This is a genomic window from Thermococcus peptonophilus, assembly GCF_001592435.1.
GTDB lineage: Archaea > Methanobacteriota_B > Thermococci > Thermococcales > Thermococcaceae > Thermococcus > Thermococcus peptonophilus.
On the sequence record NZ_CP014750.1, the window covers coordinates 913,982 to 932,422 of the forward strand.

At 53.6% G+C, this 18,441-nt stretch carries 24 protein-coding genes; 17 read left to right on the forward strand and 7 right to left on the reverse strand.

Features of this window, described 5'->3' with window-relative positions; genetic code table 11:
• Window positions 1–2: 2 nt before the first annotated feature.
• Window positions 3–470 carry a hypothetical protein gene (locus A0127_RS04915; protein WP_062388686.1) on the reverse strand — a complete coding sequence of 156 codons (468 nt, stop codon included), beginning with the start codon at window positions 468–470 and terminating at the stop codon, window positions 3–5.
• A 45-nt stretch (window positions 471–515) separates the two neighbouring features.
• Here A0127_RS04915 and A0127_RS04920 point away from each other — a divergent pair, with 45 nt between their 5' ends.
• The 5 genes from A0127_RS04920 to A0127_RS04940 all read left to right on the forward strand — a co-directional run bounded on the left by A0127_RS04920 (window position 516) and on the right by A0127_RS04940 (window position 4,468).
• Window positions 516–1,223, forward strand: a complete 708-nt coding sequence (locus A0127_RS04920; RefSeq protein ID WP_062388689.1) for an RNA methyltransferase — start codon at window positions 516–518, stop codon at window positions 1,221–1,223.
• Window positions 1,217–1,741, forward strand: a complete 525-nt coding sequence (gene otg, locus A0127_RS04925) for a methylated-DNA--protein-cysteine methyltransferase (protein ID WP_062388693.1) — start codon at window positions 1,217–1,219, stop codon at window positions 1,739–1,741. Before A0127_RS04920 ends, otg begins: the two co-directional genes overlap by 7 nt.
• On the forward strand, window positions 1,729–2,760 hold the full coding sequence (locus A0127_RS04930; RefSeq protein ID WP_054840818.1) for a tetratricopeptide repeat protein: 1,032 nt from the start codon (window positions 1,729–1,731) through the stop codon (window positions 2,758–2,760). The genes otg and A0127_RS04930 overlap by 13 nt, the downstream gene beginning before the upstream one ends.
• 97 nt (window positions 2,761–2,857) lie before the next feature.
• Window positions 2,858–3,658 carry a hypothetical protein gene (locus A0127_RS04935; protein ID WP_062388696.1) on the forward strand — a complete coding sequence of 267 codons (801 nt, stop codon included), beginning with the start codon at window positions 2,858–2,860 and terminating at the stop codon, window positions 3,656–3,658.
• Between the two features lie 42 nt (window positions 3,659–3,700).
• Entirely contained in the window at window positions 3,701–4,468 is a 768-nt protein-coding gene (locus tag A0127_RS04940) for a hypothetical protein (RefSeq protein WP_062388700.1), read from the forward strand.
• 16 nt (window positions 4,469–4,484) lie between these two features.
• Here A0127_RS04940 and A0127_RS04945 read toward each other — a convergent pair whose 3' ends face one another.
• The 3 genes from A0127_RS04945 to A0127_RS04955 are packed head-to-tail and all read right to left on the reverse strand — an operon-like array spanning window position 4,485 to window position 5,330.
• Window positions 4,485–4,850 carry a type II toxin-antitoxin system VapC family toxin gene (locus tag A0127_RS04945; RefSeq protein WP_054840815.1) on the reverse strand — a complete coding sequence of 122 codons (366 nt, stop codon included), beginning with the start codon at window positions 4,848–4,850 and terminating at the stop codon, window positions 4,485–4,487.
• Window positions 4,847–5,089 carry an AbrB/MazE/SpoVT family DNA-binding domain-containing protein gene (locus A0127_RS04950; protein WP_062388703.1) on the reverse strand — a complete coding sequence of 81 codons (243 nt, stop codon included), beginning with the start codon at window positions 5,087–5,089 and terminating at the stop codon, window positions 4,847–4,849. The genes A0127_RS04945 and A0127_RS04950 overlap by 4 nt, the downstream gene beginning before the upstream one ends.
• 58 nt (window positions 5,090–5,147) lie before the next feature.
• On the reverse strand, window positions 5,148–5,330 hold the full coding sequence (locus A0127_RS04955) for a hypothetical protein (RefSeq protein WP_054840814.1): 183 nt from the start codon (window positions 5,328–5,330) through the stop codon (window positions 5,148–5,150).
• An 80-nt stretch (window positions 5,331–5,410) separates the two neighbouring features.
• Here A0127_RS04955 and A0127_RS04960 point away from each other — a divergent pair, with 80 nt between their 5' ends.
• The 3 genes from A0127_RS04960 to A0127_RS04970 are packed head-to-tail and all read left to right on the forward strand — an operon-like array spanning window position 5,411 to window position 7,449.
• The gene (locus tag A0127_RS04960) at window positions 5,411–5,881 is read left to right on the forward strand and encodes a CBS domain-containing protein (protein ID WP_062388706.1); all 471 of its coding nucleotides are present in this window, start codon (window positions 5,411–5,413) and stop codon (window positions 5,879–5,881) included.
• A 5-nt stretch (window positions 5,882–5,886) separates the two neighbouring features.
• Window positions 5,887–7,062: a cation:proton antiporter gene (locus A0127_RS04965; RefSeq protein WP_197463602.1), complete on the forward strand. Its 1,176-nt coding sequence runs from the start codon at window positions 5,887–5,889 to the stop codon at window positions 7,060–7,062.
• A gap of 51 nt (window positions 7,063–7,113) precedes the next feature.
• A complete protein-coding gene (locus tag A0127_RS04970; RefSeq protein WP_062388710.1) occupies window positions 7,114–7,449 on the forward strand; it encodes a nascent polypeptide-associated complex protein in 336 nt (111 codons plus the stop codon).
• 3 nt (window positions 7,450–7,452) lie between these two features.
• On the opposite strand, the gene A0127_RS04975 is transcribed toward A0127_RS04970, so the two are convergent.
• Window positions 7,453–7,809: a carboxymuconolactone decarboxylase family protein gene (locus tag A0127_RS04975; protein ID WP_062388713.1), complete on the reverse strand. Its 357-nt coding sequence runs from the start codon at window positions 7,807–7,809 to the stop codon at window positions 7,453–7,455.
• Between the two features lie 75 nt (window positions 7,810–7,884).
• Window positions 7,885–9,423: a HEAT repeat domain-containing protein gene (locus A0127_RS04980; protein WP_062390849.1), complete on the reverse strand. Its 1,539-nt coding sequence runs from the start codon at window positions 9,421–9,423 to the stop codon at window positions 7,885–7,887.
• Window positions 9,424–9,505: 82 nt separating this feature from the next.
• Here A0127_RS04980 and hflX point away from each other — a divergent pair, with 82 nt between their 5' ends.
• The gene (gene hflX, locus A0127_RS04985) at window positions 9,506–10,834 is read left to right on the forward strand and encodes a GTPase HflX (RefSeq protein ID WP_062388715.1); all 1,329 of its coding nucleotides are present in this window, start codon (window positions 9,506–9,508) and stop codon (window positions 10,832–10,834) included.
• Here the strand turns inward: hflX and A0127_RS04990 are convergent.
• A complete protein-coding gene (locus A0127_RS04990; protein WP_062388718.1) occupies window positions 10,772–11,734 on the reverse strand; it encodes an inorganic phosphate transporter in 963 nt (320 codons plus the stop codon). The genes hflX and A0127_RS04990 overlap by 63 nt on opposite strands.
• Before the next feature lie 204 nt (window positions 11,735–11,938).
• Between A0127_RS04990 and A0127_RS04995 the strand changes: the two genes are divergently transcribed.
• From A0127_RS04995 to A0127_RS05030, 8 genes are all read left to right on the forward strand, one after another.
• Window positions 11,939–12,496, forward strand: a complete 558-nt coding sequence (locus A0127_RS04995; protein ID WP_062388721.1) for a pyruvate/ketoisovalerate ferredoxin oxidoreductase subunit gamma — start codon at window positions 11,939–11,941, stop codon at window positions 12,494–12,496.
• A gap of 41 nt (window positions 12,497–12,537) precedes the next feature.
• Entirely contained in the window at window positions 12,538–12,855 is a 318-nt protein-coding gene (locus A0127_RS05000) for a 3-methyl-2-oxobutanoate dehydrogenase subunit delta (protein WP_011250929.1), read from the forward strand.
• 10 nt (window positions 12,856–12,865) lie between these two features.
• Window positions 12,866–14,053 (forward strand): pyruvate ferredoxin oxidoreductase, encoded by a 1,188-nt coding sequence (porA, locus tag A0127_RS05005; protein ID WP_062388725.1) that lies wholly within the window; start codon window positions 12,866–12,868, stop codon window positions 14,051–14,053.
• 5 nt (window positions 14,054–14,058) lie between these two features.
• The gene (locus A0127_RS05010; protein ID WP_062388729.1) at window positions 14,059–14,994 is read left to right on the forward strand and encodes a 3-methyl-2-oxobutanoate dehydrogenase subunit beta; all 936 of its coding nucleotides are present in this window, start codon (window positions 14,059–14,061) and stop codon (window positions 14,992–14,994) included.
• Between the two features lie 64 nt (window positions 14,995–15,058).
• Window positions 15,059–15,376 (forward strand): pyruvate synthase subunit PorD, encoded by a 318-nt coding sequence (gene porD, locus A0127_RS05015; RefSeq protein ID WP_054840810.1) that lies wholly within the window; start codon window positions 15,059–15,061, stop codon window positions 15,374–15,376.
• A gap of 11 nt (window positions 15,377–15,387) precedes the next feature.
• The gene (porA, locus tag A0127_RS05020) at window positions 15,388–16,572 is read left to right on the forward strand and encodes a pyruvate synthase subunit PorA (RefSeq protein ID WP_062388732.1); all 1,185 of its coding nucleotides are present in this window, start codon (window positions 15,388–15,390) and stop codon (window positions 16,570–16,572) included.
• Between the two features lie 10 nt (window positions 16,573–16,582).
• A complete protein-coding gene (gene porB, locus A0127_RS05025; protein ID WP_062388735.1) occupies window positions 16,583–17,578 on the forward strand; it encodes a pyruvate synthase subunit PorB in 996 nt (331 codons plus the stop codon).
• Between the two features lie 169 nt (window positions 17,579–17,747).
• Window positions 17,748–18,440, forward strand: a complete 693-nt coding sequence (locus A0127_RS05030) for an FmdE family protein (RefSeq protein WP_062388738.1) — start codon at window positions 17,748–17,750, stop codon at window positions 18,438–18,440.
• Window position 18,441: the final 1 nt, after the last annotated feature.

The window sequence follows — 18,441 nt, forward strand, 5'->3', positions numbered from 1 at the left end:
TCTCACCTCACGAGCTTCCTAAGGTGGTGGAGTGAATAGACCAGCGTGATCACCCACAGTGCCAGCTTTAGGTTCTCGGTAACGGCATAGCTTCCTATGAGGTAGAGGGCTGACGCCGGTAAAAGCCCCGCAGAGGCGAGAACCCTGTTTTTCAGGATGAGCAACAAAACGGGTATTCCGAGCAGTGCAAAGCCCTCGTCCGCCTGGTAGGCACCTGCGGCTATTGCCAAGGAAGTACCGCCGATGACCGCGTTCACGAACCTCTCCCAGAACTTCACGGGCTGTCTCTCAAAGGGCCAGCCGAGAAGGAACAGAAACAACCCGAGAAGTGAGAGAACGTACCGCAGGTTGTCCTGGAGTGGGTAAGCCCACGCAAAGGCAACTACACCCCCTCCAGCGAAGGGACGGGCCCGCTTTTTCACGACCGCGAGCGAGAGCGGGAGATAAACAAGCCCAAATTCAGGCCTCATCCAACCACCACAACCGTTTAAAGCATCGCCCTTAAAGACCTACCGATGATATCGGTTGTTCTGGTCGAGCCTGAGGGACCGGCGAACATCGGCATGATAGCGAGAACCATGAAGAACTTCGGCTTCTCAAGGCTAGTTCTCATCAACCCGAACCTGACCGAAGAGAGCTACGCCTACGCCGTCCACGCGCGGGATGTCCTTGAAAACGCCCTAATCCTAGACTCATTTGAAGAGGTCCTTGAACTCTTTAACTTCACAGTTGGGACAACAGGAAAGCCGGGAAAACGCTTTATCCCGCATAGAGCTCCGCTGATGCCCTGGGAGCTTGCTGAAATTATCAAGAACTATCCGGGAGAGGTGGGAATATTCTTTGGGCGTGAGAGCATCGGCCTGAAGAACGAGGAGCTTGATGCCATGGACGTCACCTTAACGATACCAACGAGCGAGGAATATCCCGTCATGAACCTCGCGCAGGCCGTAGCGGTGGTTCTATACGAACTGTCGAAAAAGAGGCCCGAGCCCTACGTTGAGGCACTGAAGCCGGCAACAAGAGAGGAAAAGAAAGCGCTTGTAAGAACCTGGGAAAAGCTTCTCAATACTCTCGACTATCCAAAAGATGCCGAGAGGAAGGAGGTCTTTGTTAAGGTCTTCCAAAGAGCCGTTGGGAGGACCTTCCTCTACGGAAGGGAAGTCCACACGCTCATCGGACCTCTAAGGAAGGCTGTTAAGAAGCTGGAGGAATGCCGATGCTGAGTGTGGAGAAGTTCAGGGTCGGGGAGAGAGTGGTTTGGATCGGTGTAATCTTCTCGGGAAGAGTGTGGGGAATAGCCTTCGCCTTCGATAGGAGCGCACTGATGAAAAGAATGCATATCCTTGCCGAGCACCTGCGGAAGAGAGGTGTCAGCATATCCCTCGACGTCCAGCCGAGCGACTACCCCGAGAAGGTCTTCAAAGTCCTCACAGGAGAGATCGACAACGTCGACTTTCTCCCGGAGCTTTCCTTTGAGGGCGTTACACCCTTTGAGAAGAAGGTTTACGAGTGGCTCACAAAAAACGTTAAAAGAGGGAGCGTTATAACTTACGGTAGCCTTGCAAAGGTGCTCAACACGTCCCCGCGGGCAGTTGGCGGGGCAATGAAGAGAAACCCGTACCCAATCGTTGTTCCCTGTCACAGGGTCGTCGCCAGCGACGGCATTGGTTACTACAGCTCCGGGATTGAGGAGAAGAAGTTCCTGCTGGAGATTGAGGGGGTGAAGGAATGGACAAGCTGAAAGCTTACCTCATTGGGTTCCTCGTTGCGGTAATAGCCATAGCGGCCGGGATAGTCTGGTACGGCGGCTGGAAGCTTCTGCTCCAGGTTATCCTTGTGCTCGGCTTCCTCGGCCTCACTCTCGGCCTCGGCTTCTTTACTGCACTGACCCTCTACGCAGAGAGTTGGAAGTACGGGACTATACTGGCTGTTTTCACCGCTATCAGCGCCTACGGTCTCTACCTCAGCTGGGTCTGGAAGAACCTTGAAGTAGTTGCCGGCATAATAGTCTTCTTCATAGCGGTGGTTGCCTTCGGGATCTGGTACATCAGCGAGCCTGACCTTAGATTAGTTGACCGCTTCAAGAGCGCGGAGAGCCTCGAAAGGGCTGGGAAATACAAGCAGGCAGCCAGAAAGTACGAGAAGGCCGGCAACTACCTGAAGGCCGCTGAGATGTACCTCAAGCTTGGCTGGCTTGAGAGCGCGGCCTGGGCCTACGAGAAGGCCGGCGAGTACGCTAAGGCGGCCGAGATATACGAACAGCTCTATGAAAAGGAGAAGGACACCTACTACCTCAAGGAGGCCCATGAGTACTGGAAGAAGGCTGGCGATATGAAGAGGGCCGCTAAAGCCCTTGAGCGCTACGCCGAGGAGGAGCCCTGGTTCTGGGAAGACGTCGCCAAGCTCTACGAGGAGCTTGGAAACGAAGAGAAGGCCAGGGAAGCCTGGGAGAAGGCACTCGAATACTACAAAGGAGAGGCCCAAGAGGAAGGGGTATTCTGGGAGGACGTCGGGAACATAGCGAGGAAGCTCGGCATGGAAGACCTCGCCAGAGAAGCCTACGAGAAGTTCCTCGAGTACTGCCTGAAGGAAGCTGAAGAAGACCCGATGTGGTGGAAGCACGTGGCGGAGGCATATGAGTATCTCGGCGAGAAGGAGAAGGCTGAAGAAGCTAGAAAGAAGTACGAGGAGTACAGGGCCAAGATAATGAAGGCGAACGAGGAGACCTCGAAGTTCCCGGAGGATGAGAAGAAGGAGTGAGCCTCAGCTTTTTCCTTCCATTCTTGGACTTCTTCTCGCGTTGTTCCGATCAAATTTTTAGACCTTTGATGTTTTTACTGTTTTAGGGGGGTCTAGAATGAACTCCACAAAGAAGTTGTTGATGGAGGCTATCCTTATCCCGCTGATTTTCTGGGTTGTCATGTGGGGTCTGTTCTACCTCCACCCATCTCCAGACCTTCCGAGGGAGAATTACAACGTCAGCTGGCTGATAACCGCGGCAATTTCTTTTTTCCTTACACTGGCCTTTGTTTTCTGGTATGTGCAAAGAATGCTGAGAAAAGCGGGTTACCCTCAGGTTGGGTTCAGAGGACTGCCCAAAGTCCTCAGAGAAGCTGATCCAACGATTGTTAACAGCTCAGCACGGGATATGTTTATAATCGTTCTGCTCTGGGGTTCATTCAGCACTGCGGTCTTACTCAAAGGGCCCAAATGGGGGATAGTTCTAACACTTAACTTTGCCATGGCGTTTGTGGTGATTGCCCTTCCTGTGATGGTCTCTATGATGGTAGCTGTTATTAGCGTCTCTCTGTGGCTTTCCGAGAGTTTGACCGGGAAGCAGCTTTCGAAAATCTTCAAGGCAATTCTGATGTTTTCACTTGCTTCTGGGGGATCTCTGGTTTCTTTAGGTCTGCTGGCCATTCATTTGAATGTCTCAAACACTGCGGTAATACGCCCCCTTTTGAAAATTTACATTAACAGGGGGCTATACCATAATCTCTTGCTGTTATCCAGCTTGGATGCCCTGTACGGTCTCGCCGGGATTCTCCTTTTGCCGAGGAAGAGGAAGCTGGGCCTCTCGGTGCTGTTGCTGATCGCAGTTGCCATCGTTCCTCTGCTGGTGGAGGTATTTATTGGGCTATACTCCACCCAACCTTAAAATGCGCGGCAAACTTAAAAATTTGGAAAACAAGTGACTGCCATGAACAGGAGGGTAGTCCTTGAGACCCTTGTTTATCCCCTTCTGCTTGGTGTTCCTCCCTTTGCCTTCGTCTGGGTGAAACACGGCGGCATGACCCCCGAGTGGGCCCTTGAGACGATCGTTCTTTTCCTCCTTCTGGTGGTTTCAACGGCCCTCTTTCTCGCCCGCATTCTTGAGAAGCACGGGTACAGGAAAAGCGACATCAAAAGGCTTTTCGATATTCTTGAAAAGCACTGGGAAGAACCGTGGGATTGTGGATACCTAAAGCACGACGTGCAGTACTGCATCGTCTATCACCTCCTTCTCTGGGGATTCCTCAGCGTTGCCCTTCTGGAGTTTCGGAATGTTTCCTTGGTCATCATGGCAGTTGCTGGCCTGGTTTTCCTTCTGGTAGCAGCCTATCCCATCGCCGCCACGATGATTGCGTTGGTTCTGGTTCTCCCGCTGTACTTTCTCAAAGATGAGAGAATGGAGGACGGCTTTGGCTTCGTCGGTAAGACTTCCCTCCTCTCGACACTCGCAATTCCTGCCATATGGGTCGCTTCCACCCACCTCTCCACTGGGAACTACCCGGAGCAAATTTTAAAGATGTTCAACGCCGTGGTTGTGAACGCTGAGAAGTTTTGGATTCTCTCCGTCGTGAACACCCTGTTTGGCTTCATGGGGCGTTATCTCGTACACAGGATTGACAGGAAAGTCCTCACGGCAGTTTCGCTTGCACTGGCTTTTTCCATGCTCTTCATTGTTTGGGGTATCTTCGCCGGCTGAGTTCTCTATTCTCTTCTTAAAACAGCCTCTTCACGTCAACTTTATCGAAGTCCCTGTCGTTTGAGAGGATAATCTCCACCCTGTGTGCCTTCATAGTGGCGTAGTGTATAGAGTCATCGAAGTCGAGCTTCTCGCATTCTTCTGCCATTTTGATGATCTCAGGAGTCAAGGCAACGACTTTTACGCCCAAATCCTCTAAAACTTGGCTTATTTTGAACCTGGCTCCCGCGCGCCGGAGGAGGATGTAGAGCTGCCAGACGGTCAGTGCCGAAGTTATCATTCTCCCGTAGTGCTCCTCAACCAGTTCCTTCGCCCTCGGGCCGAACTCCTCGTTGGCTGTGAGAATGTAGTAAATCACGTTGACGTCCACGTAGACCTTCAAAGCTCATCCCTCAGGAGCTTTTCCGTCTCTTTCTCAATAACTCTGTCAATCTCCTCGGCGTTCAGCTTCTCCCCCTTCACGATGCCCCAGTATTTCTCGATCTTTTTCCTGACGGGAATGAGGACTATCTCTCCGTTTCTCTCCTCAACGTAGAACTCCTTCACTTTCAGCTTCTTTCGCAGTGACACCGGGAGGTACAGCCTGCCGTTTTCATCCAGTCTGACAACTTCAGTGCTCATAGTAAAAGCTAAGGTTTTACCATTTAAGTGCCTTTTGGAAATAGGGATGGTGTGGGCATCAGTAAACCTTACCCTCATCCTCCAGCTCCTTCATCTCCTCCTCAAGCTCCCTCTCCTTCCTCTCCGCGTATTTATCCATCCACCGCGAGAGTGCCCAGTAGAGAACTGCCATAATAATCAGTCCGAGAGTGCCTAGTATTATGCCTCTGTCGGTCGGAACTGACTGTGGAACGGCTGGCATATCCTCACCTTCAGCTCTTTCGTTTATCCGAGACGCTTATAAGCTTTGGAGGGCTACACACATAGATTACGGTGGTGTCCATGAGCGGCGAGGAGGAGAAACCGAAGCTCAACATAATCAAGCTCTCCAAGATGCCCCTCAGGCTGATAATGGAAAAGGACTTCCTCAGGCTTTCACCTGACGATAAAATAGAGACCCTCATCAAAGGGCTGGAGCACAGAACGTGCGCTGTCATAACCGATGAAAACGGCAAACTGCTCGGCTTCGTCTCAATCGACGAGGTCGTGAACCTGATAGTGCCCCCCTCGGACTACATTCTCGTTGGCATAGACGCCATAAAGGAGGCCCACTTTGACTGGGAGAGGCCGGTTAAGGAGATAATGAATCCGAGACCGATAACCCTCAGCCCCAGCGACAGGCTCGGCTATGCCCTTGAGGTCATGCTCGAAACAGGAGTAAAGCAGTTTCCGGTCGTTGATAGGGGGAGGAAAGTAGTTGGGACGTTCTCAGCCCAGTCCATAGTCAGGCTCCTGAGGGTATTCGCCCGGTGATCGGGATGCAGCTGGAGCTCATAATGTACATATCTCTCATGCTGGCCGTTGCCGAGACCTTTGGCTGGATATTCGCGCGGATAGACCAGCCGGTGGTTTTAGGCCAGATAGTCGGTGGAATCCTGCTGGGAGTGCTATTCCCTCCGACTGAAGAAGTCAAAGACATATCCATGATAGGCGTTCTGCTCCTCCTCTTCCTGGCCGGACTTGAGAGCAGTGTGGAGGAGCTTAAAGAGGCTGGAAAGGCGGGAATTTCCGTTGCTGGCATAGGTGTTCTTGTGGCTTTTCTCATAGGTTTTGCTGTGGTCTACCCGTTCAAGGGTTTTGAGCAGGCCCTCCTCTACGGTGCTTTAACGACTCCCACGAGCGTAAGTTTGACCGTTAGGGTTCTCATGGAGCTCGACGCCCTCAAGACCAGGGAGGGAACGACGATACTCACGGCGGCCATAGTCGATGACATCCTTGGCATAATAATCCTGACAGTTGTAATCTCGACTCTAGTCCAGGGAAGCGTCCACTACTCCGTTATAGGACTCATCCTAGTTAAGGTGGCAGTCTTTCTCGCAGTTGCGATTTATCTGGTACCACCAGCGGTTGACTGGCTGCTCAAGAGGGTAATCAGACTCGGCTTCGCCGATTCGACGATAACGCTCTCGATGGCTATCCTATTCGCCTTCGCCTACCTCGCCGAGCACATGAACCTCGCCTCAATCCTCGGTGCCTACCTCTTCGGACTGGCCCTGAGTGAGACTGAGTTCAGGAAGCCGATATTCGAGCACACGAGGGTCATAGCACACGCCATCTTCATTCCACTGTTTTTCGTGGACGTGGGTATGAACATCCCGGTCAGGGAGGTCTCTTCCGTTGGGGTGTTCGCAGTAGTGTTCTCCCTTGGAGCCATCGTCAGCAAGATAATCGGCTGCGGCCTGGGGGGCATTGTTGGCGGATTAACTCCGAAAGAGGCCCTCAGAGTGGGAGTGGGCATGATCCCGAGGATGGGTGTGGAACTGGCAATGCTGGCGATAGCCCTCAACGCGGGCATAGTTGGCAGGGAAGCCTACGTCGTGATAGTCCTGATGATATTCCTGACGACCCTCGTCACGCCGCCGCTCCTCAAGATGGCCTTCGGAGGTGGTGAAGAAGAAGAGGAGGAGTTCCTCGAACTCCTTGGAGAGGCCTGATGTTTTCTCAACCTTTTTAAAATCCCCCGAGAACTCTACCCGGTGGAAGCCATGATGGGAATGAACCCGAGGCAGATGAAGAAGCTAATGAAGCAGCTGGGCATTAAGATGGAGGAGCTTGAGGGCGTGGAAGAAGTGGTTTTGAAAATGAAGGGCAAGGAAATCATCTTAAAGGAGCCTGCCGTTACCGTGATGGTCGTTCAGGGGGAGAAGACCTACCAGATAATCCCCGGGAGCGAGGAAGTGAGGGAGATCCTTGGGATTTCTGAGGAGGACATAAAGCTCGTCATGGAGCAGGCGGGAGTTGACCACGATACCGCAAAAAAGGCGCTGGAAGAAGCGAAAGGAGACCTTGCGGAGGCTATCCTGAAGCTCACCGAGGGGTGACTCTCACTCCCCATGCTCTTTTTGGAAGCTTTCTATGGCCTTCACGAGCGGGATGAGGTGCATCAACGCCGGGCCGCCGGCCATCAGAACTGCGACGAGGCCCGCTTCAATAAGCTCCTCAGGCTTTGCGCCCGCTTCGAGGGCCTTCTGGGTGTGGAGGTAGATGCACCACTCACATCCTGCAGCTATTCCGAGGGCGAGGGCTATAAGCTCCTTTTCCCTCGTTGTAAGGGCCTTGTTGTCAAGGGTCTCACGAAGGAACCTTGAGAACGCCGCTATCTCTTTAGGGTGCTCCTTGCCGAGCCTTTCGAGAAGCTCCTCAATCTCCTTCAATTTTACCATAACGTCGCCGTTCTCCATGGATATCACCGGTATAAGTTAGGACGGCAGATTTAAAGGAATTTCCGGAACAAAAGGTTGAAAACTAAACGTTCGCTATGATTCCCTTACGATTCCCTGCCTTCTCATCTTGAGTATATCGTCGATCACGTCTATTAGGCCTGCTATTATCTCGTCGTATTTACCCCCTTCAGAGCCGTACAGTTCCTTGAGCTTGTCTTTTATAGTGAACAGCACTTCTGTATCAAGCTCAAGGAGTTTCTGGGCTTCCCTTGCTAGGAACTTGAGGACTACCCCCCTAGCTTTCTCATCGTCCAGAAGGCGGAGTATTAGCTTTGTTATCTTCTCACGCATGTCTTCGCTGGACATCTTCTCTGACAGTCTAGCCATGAACTCGAGTGCTCCATCAATGTCCCGTGGGTTGCCTGATTTCAGGAGAGCGTCCAGCAGGGAAGCGAAGAACTTCGCGGTGCCTGGGTACAGGGCATAGAGATCCGCCAGAGTCTTTGCGGCGGTTTCCCTGGCCCAAGCGTTCTTTGACTTCAGGAACTCCCCAAGGATTGGGAGAATCCTGTAGGCGTCCGTTGGGGTAAGGTGTGACGTGATCCTTGAGACGATCCAGAGGGCGTCCATTCTCCTAGTGTAGTCCTCGCTCTCCAGCATTGAGAGAACCTTTTCCATAACGGCCGGGTCCAGTTTGGTCATCTCAGCCACTATATCGACCTTTCCAGCGTCGAGAAGCTTTTCCACATCGTCAACTGAGTATTGAGACACTTCAAGAACCCGGGTAACTTCCTCCCCCTCAATGGTTTCTTCGGCAATGTTGGTTGTCTTTTCGAGCTTCTCCATGACCCGGGATGCAAGAAAGCCGAGTTTAACATCGCCACGAAGCTCTTTGATCTTGCTGACTGCCTTTAGCTTGTTTCTCATGGAGATTTCTTTCTCCCTGGTGAGGAGCCTGTCGATTGAGTAGAGCGCCCTCTCTACAACGTAGGGGTCGGGGTGAGAAAGGAGATCAGTGATGCCGTCAAATACTCTGTTCAATATGTTCGGGTCTGTTGTCTTGCTTGCTATCTCTGTTAGGGCCGTGATTGCTGCACTCTGTACGTCGCGTTTTTTGCTTGAGCCTATAAGGGAGAAGAGCCAGTTTATAAGTTTGTATGCTATGGCAACAACGTTTGCCCCCAGCTTTCCGAGGCCCTCCGCGGCGTATTCTCCAAGTATTGGCACTCCTGACTTGAGGACATCCTGGAGGGTCTCCATGATTCTCTCGTAGTCTTCTTCGCTTAGGTCTCCTGACTCAAGGAGGGTGTTTATTACCTCAATGGCTTTCAATGCGACCCTTTCATCCTTGTCTCTAGCCAGCTCCAGGATTCTCGGGAGAACCCTCTGAAGGCGCGGCCTTGACATTTTGCCTTCGGATATCATATCCTTTATTATCTGGAGCACGTTTGCCCTCACGTGGGGGTTGTCGTCATACAAGAACTCGACGAGAACAGCGAACACTTTGTCATGTTTTTCTGCCAGGGCCTTAACGTCCTTTAGTCTCCAGGCAAGAATATCTTCCTTTAGGCCTTCTTTGTCGACTATCAGGTCGCTACCTTTTATAACGGCCAAAAGCGCAAAGCTCAGCATAGACTCCCCCTCCATTATTACGTTCTGAACTATTTTAAGGTTAGCCCAAAGGTTATTAACCCACCCAAACAACTCCCGTGTGATGAGGGCAATAGGTGTCATCAGAAACTCCAGAAGGGAGCGCCTTAGCAGGGCGGAGTTCGAAGAGCTGTTGAGGAGCGCTGGCTACGAGGTTCTGGCCATAGCCGAACAGAACAGGGAGGAGCACCCGCGCTACAATATAGGGCCTGGAAAGCTTGAAGAGCTCAAAGAACTGGTGAGGGAGCTCAAGCCCGATAAGGTCATCTTCGCGAACAGGCTGACGCCAAGCCAGGCCTACAACCTGTGGAAGGAGCTCAGGGTTGAGATAATTGACCGCTGGCAGCTTGTTCTTGAGATATTCGAGAAGAGGGCTCATTCAAAGGAGGCGAAGCTCCAGGTGGAACTCGCCTCGCTCCAGTACGAAGTTCCCCTCGTTAAGGAGGCAATCAGGAGGATAAGGCTCGGCGACAGGGCCGGTTTTAAGGGCATGGGTGAGTACCAGACCCAGCAGTACCTCAAGCACATCAGGTATCGGATGGGCCGAATAAGGGACGAGCTTGAGAGAGTCAAGGCCGATCGGGAGGTTAAGAGAAAGAAGAGGGAGAACGCCGGTTTCGTCCTGGTCGCCCTCGCTGGGTACACCAACGCGGGAAAATCAACCCTTCTCAACGCTTTGGCAAATGATAACATTGAGGCGAAGAATCAAATGTTCACGACACTCGATACGACCACGAGGCGCTTCAGGCTCGGCACGAAGAGAATTCTCGCAACCGACACGGTTGGGTTCATTGACGGTCTGCCCCCGTTCATAGTTGAGGCCTTCCACTCCACGCTGGAGGAGATAGTTAAGGCCGACATAGTCCTCCTCGTTCTTGACTCAAGCGAGCCGTGGGGGGAGATACGGAGGAAGTTTCTGGCCTCTCTCCAGGTCCTCAGGGAGCTTAAGGCCCTTGAAAAGCCGATCCTAGTTGCCCTCAACAAGATAGACCTGATAGAGGAAGCTGACGCCAAGGAGAAGGTCAGGCTGATATGGGAGCTTGCCCGCGAAAGGGGGATAAGCCTCGAGGACGTTGTAAAAATCTCGGCGATAGAGAGCCGCCTTGATGAACTTATGGATGCATTAAACAGGATCGTCCTTAAACTTCCCAAGTACGGCGCTTTCAGGATAACCGTGGAAGAGCCTGAGAAAGTCCCAGCAGTGATGGCGCTCATAAATTCCGTTGGAGAGGTTCTCTCAGTTGAGTACGGTGAAAAGACGAGGATAGACGCCTATGTCCAGACTGGGATGGTCGGCGAGATTAAGAAAATGGGAGCGGAGATAGAGAGGTTAAACCATCCCAGCGAGGGCGAAGAGCTTGAGCAGGACGAAGGATATTCCGATGGCGGTTAGCGGCGTTGCCACCCATCCGAAGACTATATCAACGATTACCTTTCTGTCCACTCCCCTACCTGCTAGGAGGCCGACGCCGACAACGCCGCCAACTATCGACTGACTGGAGCTGACTGGAAGGCCGAAAACGTTTGCTATGCTGACCGCCATTGCGGAGCCAAACTGAGCAGCGAAGGCCGAAACAGGGCCGAGGGCCGTTATCTTCTTTCCAACCGTGTGCATGACCGCGTAGCTGAATGTCAGTGCCCCAACGGCCAGGCTTAACGCCACGAGGACTCCGGCAGTTTTTGGGGCCAAAAAGCCAGCACCGACGATTGGCCCGGAGGCGTTGGCCACTTCGTTCGTCCCAAAGTTGAAGGCCATATAAGAACCGCCGAGAATGGCAAGCGCCTTGTAGAGGGCTTCGATTGTCGAGACGCTCCTAATCTTTGAGATTACGTAGGAGTAGAACTTGTAGAGGATTATCGCAAGGATCCCTGAGAGGACTGGAGAAGCGACCCACGCGACGGCTATTTTCGTCAGCGTCCACCAGTTTACGGGCGCGCTCGTAGCCAGTCCAACTCCAATGACACCCCCAACTATTGCCTGCGTTGTTGATACGGGAAGTCCCTTGATTGTCGCTATCGTCACCCACACGCCGGCTGAAAGAAGTGCTATGAGAGCCATTTCCATGGTCAGATATCCTTCGGGCACTATCCCCTTACCGACCGTCTTCATGACTTTATAGCCCTTGAGATAAGCACCAAGAAGTGTGAATATCGCTATTGTCAGTGTTGCCTGCCTAAAACTTAGTATCCCCGCTCCAACCGCCGTACCCATAGCGTTGGCCGAGTCGTTTGAGCCTATGTTCCAAGCGATGTAGAATGCCACTGCTATTATTGCCACTGCAAGGGCGTCCATGTTATCCCCTCCGGATTTGATATATAGACTATATAGCTCCCGTTAAAAAGTTTTCGAGAAACGATGACCGTAAAGAACCATCGGCGAGCTTAAAGGTTCACACTTACCCAAAGACGCCTGTCGAAGAGGTCTTAGAGGGATACCGAAACCTAAATAAATGTTTCGGACTAACCCAAAGTGAAAACCCTTAAGGAGGCAGGAAGGATGATCGAGATTCGTTTTCATGGTAGGGGTGGACAGGGTGCAGTTACGGCAGCCAACATTCTAGCGGCAGCAGCCTTTAAGGAGGGCAAGTACGTCCAAGCCTTCCCGTTCTTCGGCGTTGAAAGGCGTGGAGCGCCGGTTACGGCCTTCACCAGGATTGATGACAAGCCGATCAGGATAAAGACCCAGATCTACGAGCCTGACGTCGTTGTCGTCCTCGACCCGAGCCTTCTTGACACCGTTGACGTCACCGCCGGCCTCAAGGACGGCGGAATAGTCATAGTCAACACTGAGAAGAGCAAAGACGAAGTCCTTGAGAAGCTCAAGAAGAAGCCGGGCAAGCTGGCCCTCGTTGACGCTACCGGCATAGCCCTTGAGATACTCGGCCTCCCGATTACCAACACGGCCATCCTTGGTGCCGTCGCCAAGGCCACCGGTCTCGTCAAGCTTGAGAGCGTCCAGGAGGCCATTAAGGAGACCTTCTCAGGAGCTCTCGGCGAGAAGAACGCCAAGGCAGCCGAAGAGGCTTTCAACAAGACAGTCGTTTACGAGCTCTGATTTTCCTTTGCTTTCCTTAACCTTAGGAGGAGGGGAGGAGTTTGAACACGCTGTTTGGGGAGAAAAAGGCGGAGGCAAAGAAGATAGTCCTTACCTCCGTCGACCAGTACCCCGAGGCGCCGATAAGCCTTGGAACCACTCTCAGCAACTTCACCGGTGACTGGAGGACTTTCATCCCGGTGGTTAATGAAGACAAGTGCGTCAAGTGCTACATCTGCTGGAAGTTCTGTCCCGAGCCAGCGATATACATCAAGCCCGACGGCTACGTGGCAATCGACTACGATTACTGTAAGGGCTGTGGAATCTGTGCCAACGAATGCCCGACCAAGGCCATAACGATGGAGAAGGAGGAGAAGTGAGGTGGTGGAGATGGAGTACAAGCCGATCAGAAAGGTCGTGAGCGGAAACTACGCGGCTGCCTATGCCGCTCTGCACGCGAGAGTCCAGGTCGTTGCCGCTTACCCGATCACTCCGCAGACAAGCATCATCGAGAAGATAGCCGAGTTCATAGCCAACGGAGAGGCCGACATCCAGTACGTCCCCGTCGAGAGCGAGCACTCTGCTATGGCTGCCTGTATCGGCGCCTCGGCTGCTGGAGCAAGGGCCTTCACCGCTACCTCGGCCCAAGGCCTTGCGCTTATGCACGAGATGCTCCACTGGGCGAGCGGTGCCAGGTTGCCGATAGTCATGGTGGACGTTAACAGGGCAATGGCCCCGCCGTGGAGCGTTTGGGACGATCAGACCGATTCACTTGCACAGAGAGACACTGGATGGATGCAGTTCTACGCCGAGAACAACCAGGAGGTTTACGACGGCGTCCTTATGGCCTTCAAGGTTGCCGAGACAGTAAATCTCCCCGCCATGATCGTCGAGAGCGCCTTCATCCTGAGCCACACCTACGACGTCATTGAGATGATCCCGCAGGAGCTCGTTGATGAGTTCCTTCCACCGAGGAAGCCCCTCTACGACTTGGCGGACTTCGAGAGAGAGCCGTTCTCAGTAGGTTCTCTTGCGACTCCAGCCGATTACTACGAGTTCCGCTACAAGATACAAAAGTCCATGGAAGAGGCCAAAAAGGTCATCAAGGAAGTAGGTAGGGAATTCGGCGAGCGCTTTGGAAGGGACTACAGCCAGATGATAGAGACCTATAGGACTGACGATGCTGACTTCGTCTTCATGGGCATGGGTTCGCTAATGGGCACCGTCAAGGAAGCAGTTGACATCCTCAGGCAGGAGGGCTACAAGGTCGGCGCCGCTAAAGTGCGCTGGTTCAGGCCGTTCCCGAAGGAGGAGCTCTACGAGCTTGCAAAGAACGTTGACGGTATAGCAGTCCTTGACAGAAACTACTCCTTCGGCATGGAGGGCATACTCTTCACAGAGGCCAAGGGTGCTCTCTACAACACCGACGCAAAGCCGCTCATGAAGAACTACATCGTCGGCCTTGGCGGCAGGGACTTCACGGTGAACGACGTCAGGAAGATAGCCGAGAACATGAAGGCGGTCATAGAGAAGGGCGAGCTTGACGTAGAGGTGGACTGGTACCACCTTAAGAGGTGAGAAAGATGGAGATTCCCGAGCAGGTTAAGAAAAAGCTCACGCTCCCGGCGGAGGAGCACTTCTATGCTGGTCACACGGCCTGCCAGGGCTGTGGGGCTGCACTCGGGCTGAGGTACGTCCTCAAGGCCTACGGCAGGAAGACGATATTTGCAATCCCCGCCTGCTGTTCAACAATTATAGCCGGCGCCTGGCCCTACAACACCCTCGGTGCCAATCTGTTCCAGACGGCCTTTGAGACGACCGGTGCCGTCCTAGGCGGCATCGAGGCCGCTTTGAAGGCCAGGGGGATAAAGGTCAAGGGCGAAGACGGCGTCATGATCGTCGGCTGGGCCGGCGACGGTGGAACCGCCGACATAGGTCTTCAGGCTCTTTCGGGCTTCCTTGAGAGAGGCCACGACGCCCTCTACATCATGTACGACAACGAGGCCTACATGAATACCGGAATCCAGAGGTCGAGTTCAACTCCCTACGGTGCCTGGACGACGAACACCCCGGGAGGAAAGAGGCACTTCCTTGAGAAGAGGCACAAGAAGAAGGTCATAGACATCGTCATAGCCCACGAGATCCCCTACGCGGCAACTGCAAGCGTCGCCTATCCGGAGGACTTCATAAGAAAGCTCAAGACAGCTCAGAAGACTCCAGGCCCGAGCTTCATCCAGCTCTTCGCTCCGTGCCCGACCGGCTGGCGCTCACCCACCGACAAGAGCATCGAGATAGCCAGACTTGCCGTTCAGACAGCATACTTCCCGCTCTTCGAGTATAAAGAGGGCAAGTACAAGATTAACATGCCCAACCCGAAAAAGGAGCCGAAGCCAATCGAGGAGTTCCTCAAGCTCCAGGGTAGGTTCAAGTACATGACCAGAGAGGACATCCAAATCCTTCAGGAGTGGGTGCTCCGCGAGTGGGAGAAGCTCAAGAAGCTCGCCGAGGTCTTCGGCTGAGCTTTCGTTTTCCTTTTGGAAAAAAGTTTAAAGTCAACATGATAACTCACTCGAGGTGATACATATGGCTGAGAGCCCGTTTAAGGCCGATATTGAGAGGGTTCAGAAGGAGTACAGCGAAAAGATGACGCCCGGAGCAGTTGCGACCATTCCGGGGAGCAGCGTAATCAACAAGACCGGCTCTTGGAGAGTTTTCATGCCGGAGTTCAACCGTGACAAGTGTACGAGATGCTTCCTCTGCTACATCTACTGCCCTGAGCCGGCAATCTATCTGGATGAGGAGAGCTACCCGGTCTTTGACTACGACTACTGTAAGGGCTGTGGAATCTGTGCCAACGAGTGTCCGGTTGATGCAATAGTTATGGTTAGGGAAGTCAAGTGAGGTGGTGAAAGATGCCGATAAGGACCGTTATGAAAGCTAACGAAGCCGCCGCCTGGGCGGCCAAGCTGGCCAAGCCCAAGGTTATCGCGGCCTTCCCGATTACACCGTCGACCCTCGTTCCGGAGAAGATTAGTGAGTTTGTAGCCAACGGAGAGCTCGATGCCGAGTTCATCAAGGTCGAGAGCGAGCACTCCGCTATCTCCGCCTGTGTCGGTGCTTCGGCAGCAGGCGTTAGGACTTTCACAGCAACCGCTTCCCAGGGTCTCGCCCTGATGCACGAGGTCCTTTTCATCGCCGCTGGAATGCGCCTTCCGATAGTCATCGCCGTTGGAAACCGTTCACTCAGTGCCCCGATCAACATCTGGAACGACTGGCAGGACAGCATAAGCGAGCGCGATACTGGGTGGCTCCAGTTCTACGCCGAGAACAACCAGGAGGCCCTTGACCTCATACTCATCGCCTTCAAGGTAGCCGAGGACGAAAGGGTTCTCCTCCCGGCGATGGTCGGCTTCGACGCGTTCATCCTCACCCACACGGTTGAGCCGGTTGAGATTCCCGACCAGGAGGTCGTCGACGAGTTCCTCGGCGAGTACGAGCCGAAGCACGCCTACCTTGATCCTGCCAGACCGATAACGCAGGGCACCCTTGCCTTCCCTGCCCACTACATGGAGGCTAGGTACACCGTCTGGGAGGCCAACGAGAACGCCAAGAAGGTCATCGACGAGGCCTTTACCGAGTTCGAGAAGAAGTTCGGTAGGAAGTACCAGAAGGTCGAGGAGTACAGGACCGACGATGCCGACATAATCTTCGTCACCATGGGCTCACTCGCAGGAACCGTCAAGGAGTACGTTGACCACCTCAGGGAGAAGGGTCTGAAGGTCGGCGCTGCGAAGCTCACCGTTTACCGCCCGTTCCCGACCGAGGAAGTTAGGGAACTTGCCAAGAAGGCCAAGGTTCTCGCGCTCCTTGAGAAGAACGTCACCTTCAGCGTCGGTGGGGCACTCTTCCAAGACTTCAGCAGGGCACTGGTTAACCTCGACGAGAGGCCCAAGATAGTCGACTTCATCCTCGGCCTCGGTGGCAGGGACGTCACATTCAAGAACCTAGACGAGGCGTTGGCCATAGCCCAGAAGGCCCTCAACGGTGAGGAGTTTGATGAGGTCAACTGGGTTGGCCTGAGGAAGGAGATACTGTGAGGTGAGGAAAATGGCCGTTAGGAAACCCCCGATTACCACTCGCGAGTACTGGGCACCCGGACATGCAGCCTGTGCCGGCTGTGGCTGTGCCACCGCCCTCAAGCTCGCCACCAAGGCCTTCAGCGAGGCCATGGAGGAGAAGTACGGCGATCCGAACGCCTTCGCCATAGCCCAGGCCACCGGATGTATGGAGGTCGTTTCGGCTGTCTTCCCGTACACCGCCTGGAAGGTTCCCTGGGTGCACGTGGCTTTCGAGAACGCCGCGGCCGCTGCCAGCGGTGTTGAGGCCGCTTGGAAGAAGCTCGGCAGGAAGGGTAAGATACTTGCCATCGGTGGAGACGGTGGTACTGCCGACATAGGTCTCCAGGCTCTCTCGGGAATGCTCGAGAGGAGGCACAACGTCGTCTATCTCATGTACGACAACGAGGCCTACATGAACACCGGAATCCAGAGGTCAAGTTCCACCCCCTATGGAGCCTGGACCACCACCTCACCACCCGGAAAGTACTCAATCGGTGAGGACAAGCCCAAGAAGTGGGTCGCACTCATAGCTGCAGCCCACCAGGTTCCGTACGTCGCTACCGCGAGCATAGGCAACCCCTTCGACTTCGTGAGGAAGATGAAGAAGGCGGCAAAGGTCGATGGCCCGGCCTTCGTGCAGGTTCACTGCACCTGCCCGACCGGATGGAAGAGCCCGCTCGAGAAGGGTGTCGAGATAGCCCGCCTTGCCATAGAGACAGGCGTCTGGCCGCTCTTCGAGATCGAGAACGGCGACTTCTTCAACATCAAGATACAGCCGCCTGGAGGGGGAGCAAAGGTCACCCGCGAGGGCGGCAGAATCGTAGCAATCGAGTTCAAGAAGCCCATCGAGGAGTACCTCAAGCTCCAGGGCAGGTTCAAGCACCTCTTCAAGAGGCCCGAAGCAATCGACGAGATGCGCGAGCAGATCAAGGCCATGTGGAAGGTCCTCGGTGTTGACGTCACCCTCCCGAAGCCGGAGGAGTGACGTTATCTTCACATCTTTCGTTTTTCATCTCTTTTCCAGACACTTTAAGGGTGTGAAAACGCAAAATTCTCCCAAAGGCTTCTGAACATGGTTTTCAACTTTTTGTTCATAACACTACTCTTGGGAAATTGTTAAAAAGGGTGTTACTAAATTTGAGTTTGGTGATACAATGCTCGACCTCAACCGCCTTGTTGGGGAGGGAGACGCGGAAGGGATACTCAAATATGCCAGAGAGTTCCACGGACACGTCTGCCCTTACCTTGCGCTTGGCATAAGGGCGTCGCTGGTAGCGATGAAGGAACTCGGCGTTGGCAGGCTTGACCACTCTGGAAGCGTCGATGAGTCAATCCTTGCAATAGTCGAGACAAACAGCTGCTTTACCGACGGTGTTCAGGTTACTACTGGGTGCACTCTTGGGAACAACTCGTTGATCTATCTCGACCTCGGAAAGACGGCTTTAACGCTCGTGAAGCGCTCGACGTGGGAGGGGGTTAGAGTCTACGCTGATGCTGAGAGACTTACCAAATACTATCCTCCTGGCGCCAAAGAACTCTTCAACAAGGTCGTAAGGGAGAGAAAAGGGACTCCGGAGGAACGGAAACGTCTGTGGGAACTCTGGAAGGAGGCTGCCCTTAAAATGCTTTATCTCCCGAGGAGTGAGTTCAAGATCGAGCGTGTGAGAGTTCCTCCGATAGAACAGGCACCGATATTTGACAGTGTGCGCTGTTCCGGGTGTGGGGAACTCGTCATGGAAACGAGGGCCGTTTACATAGATGGAAAACCCTACTGCCTCCGCTGTGCGGGGGAGAAAATCCCTGCCGTTGTTGGCAGGGGCATAACCAAACTTGAATGGAGGGTTTGAA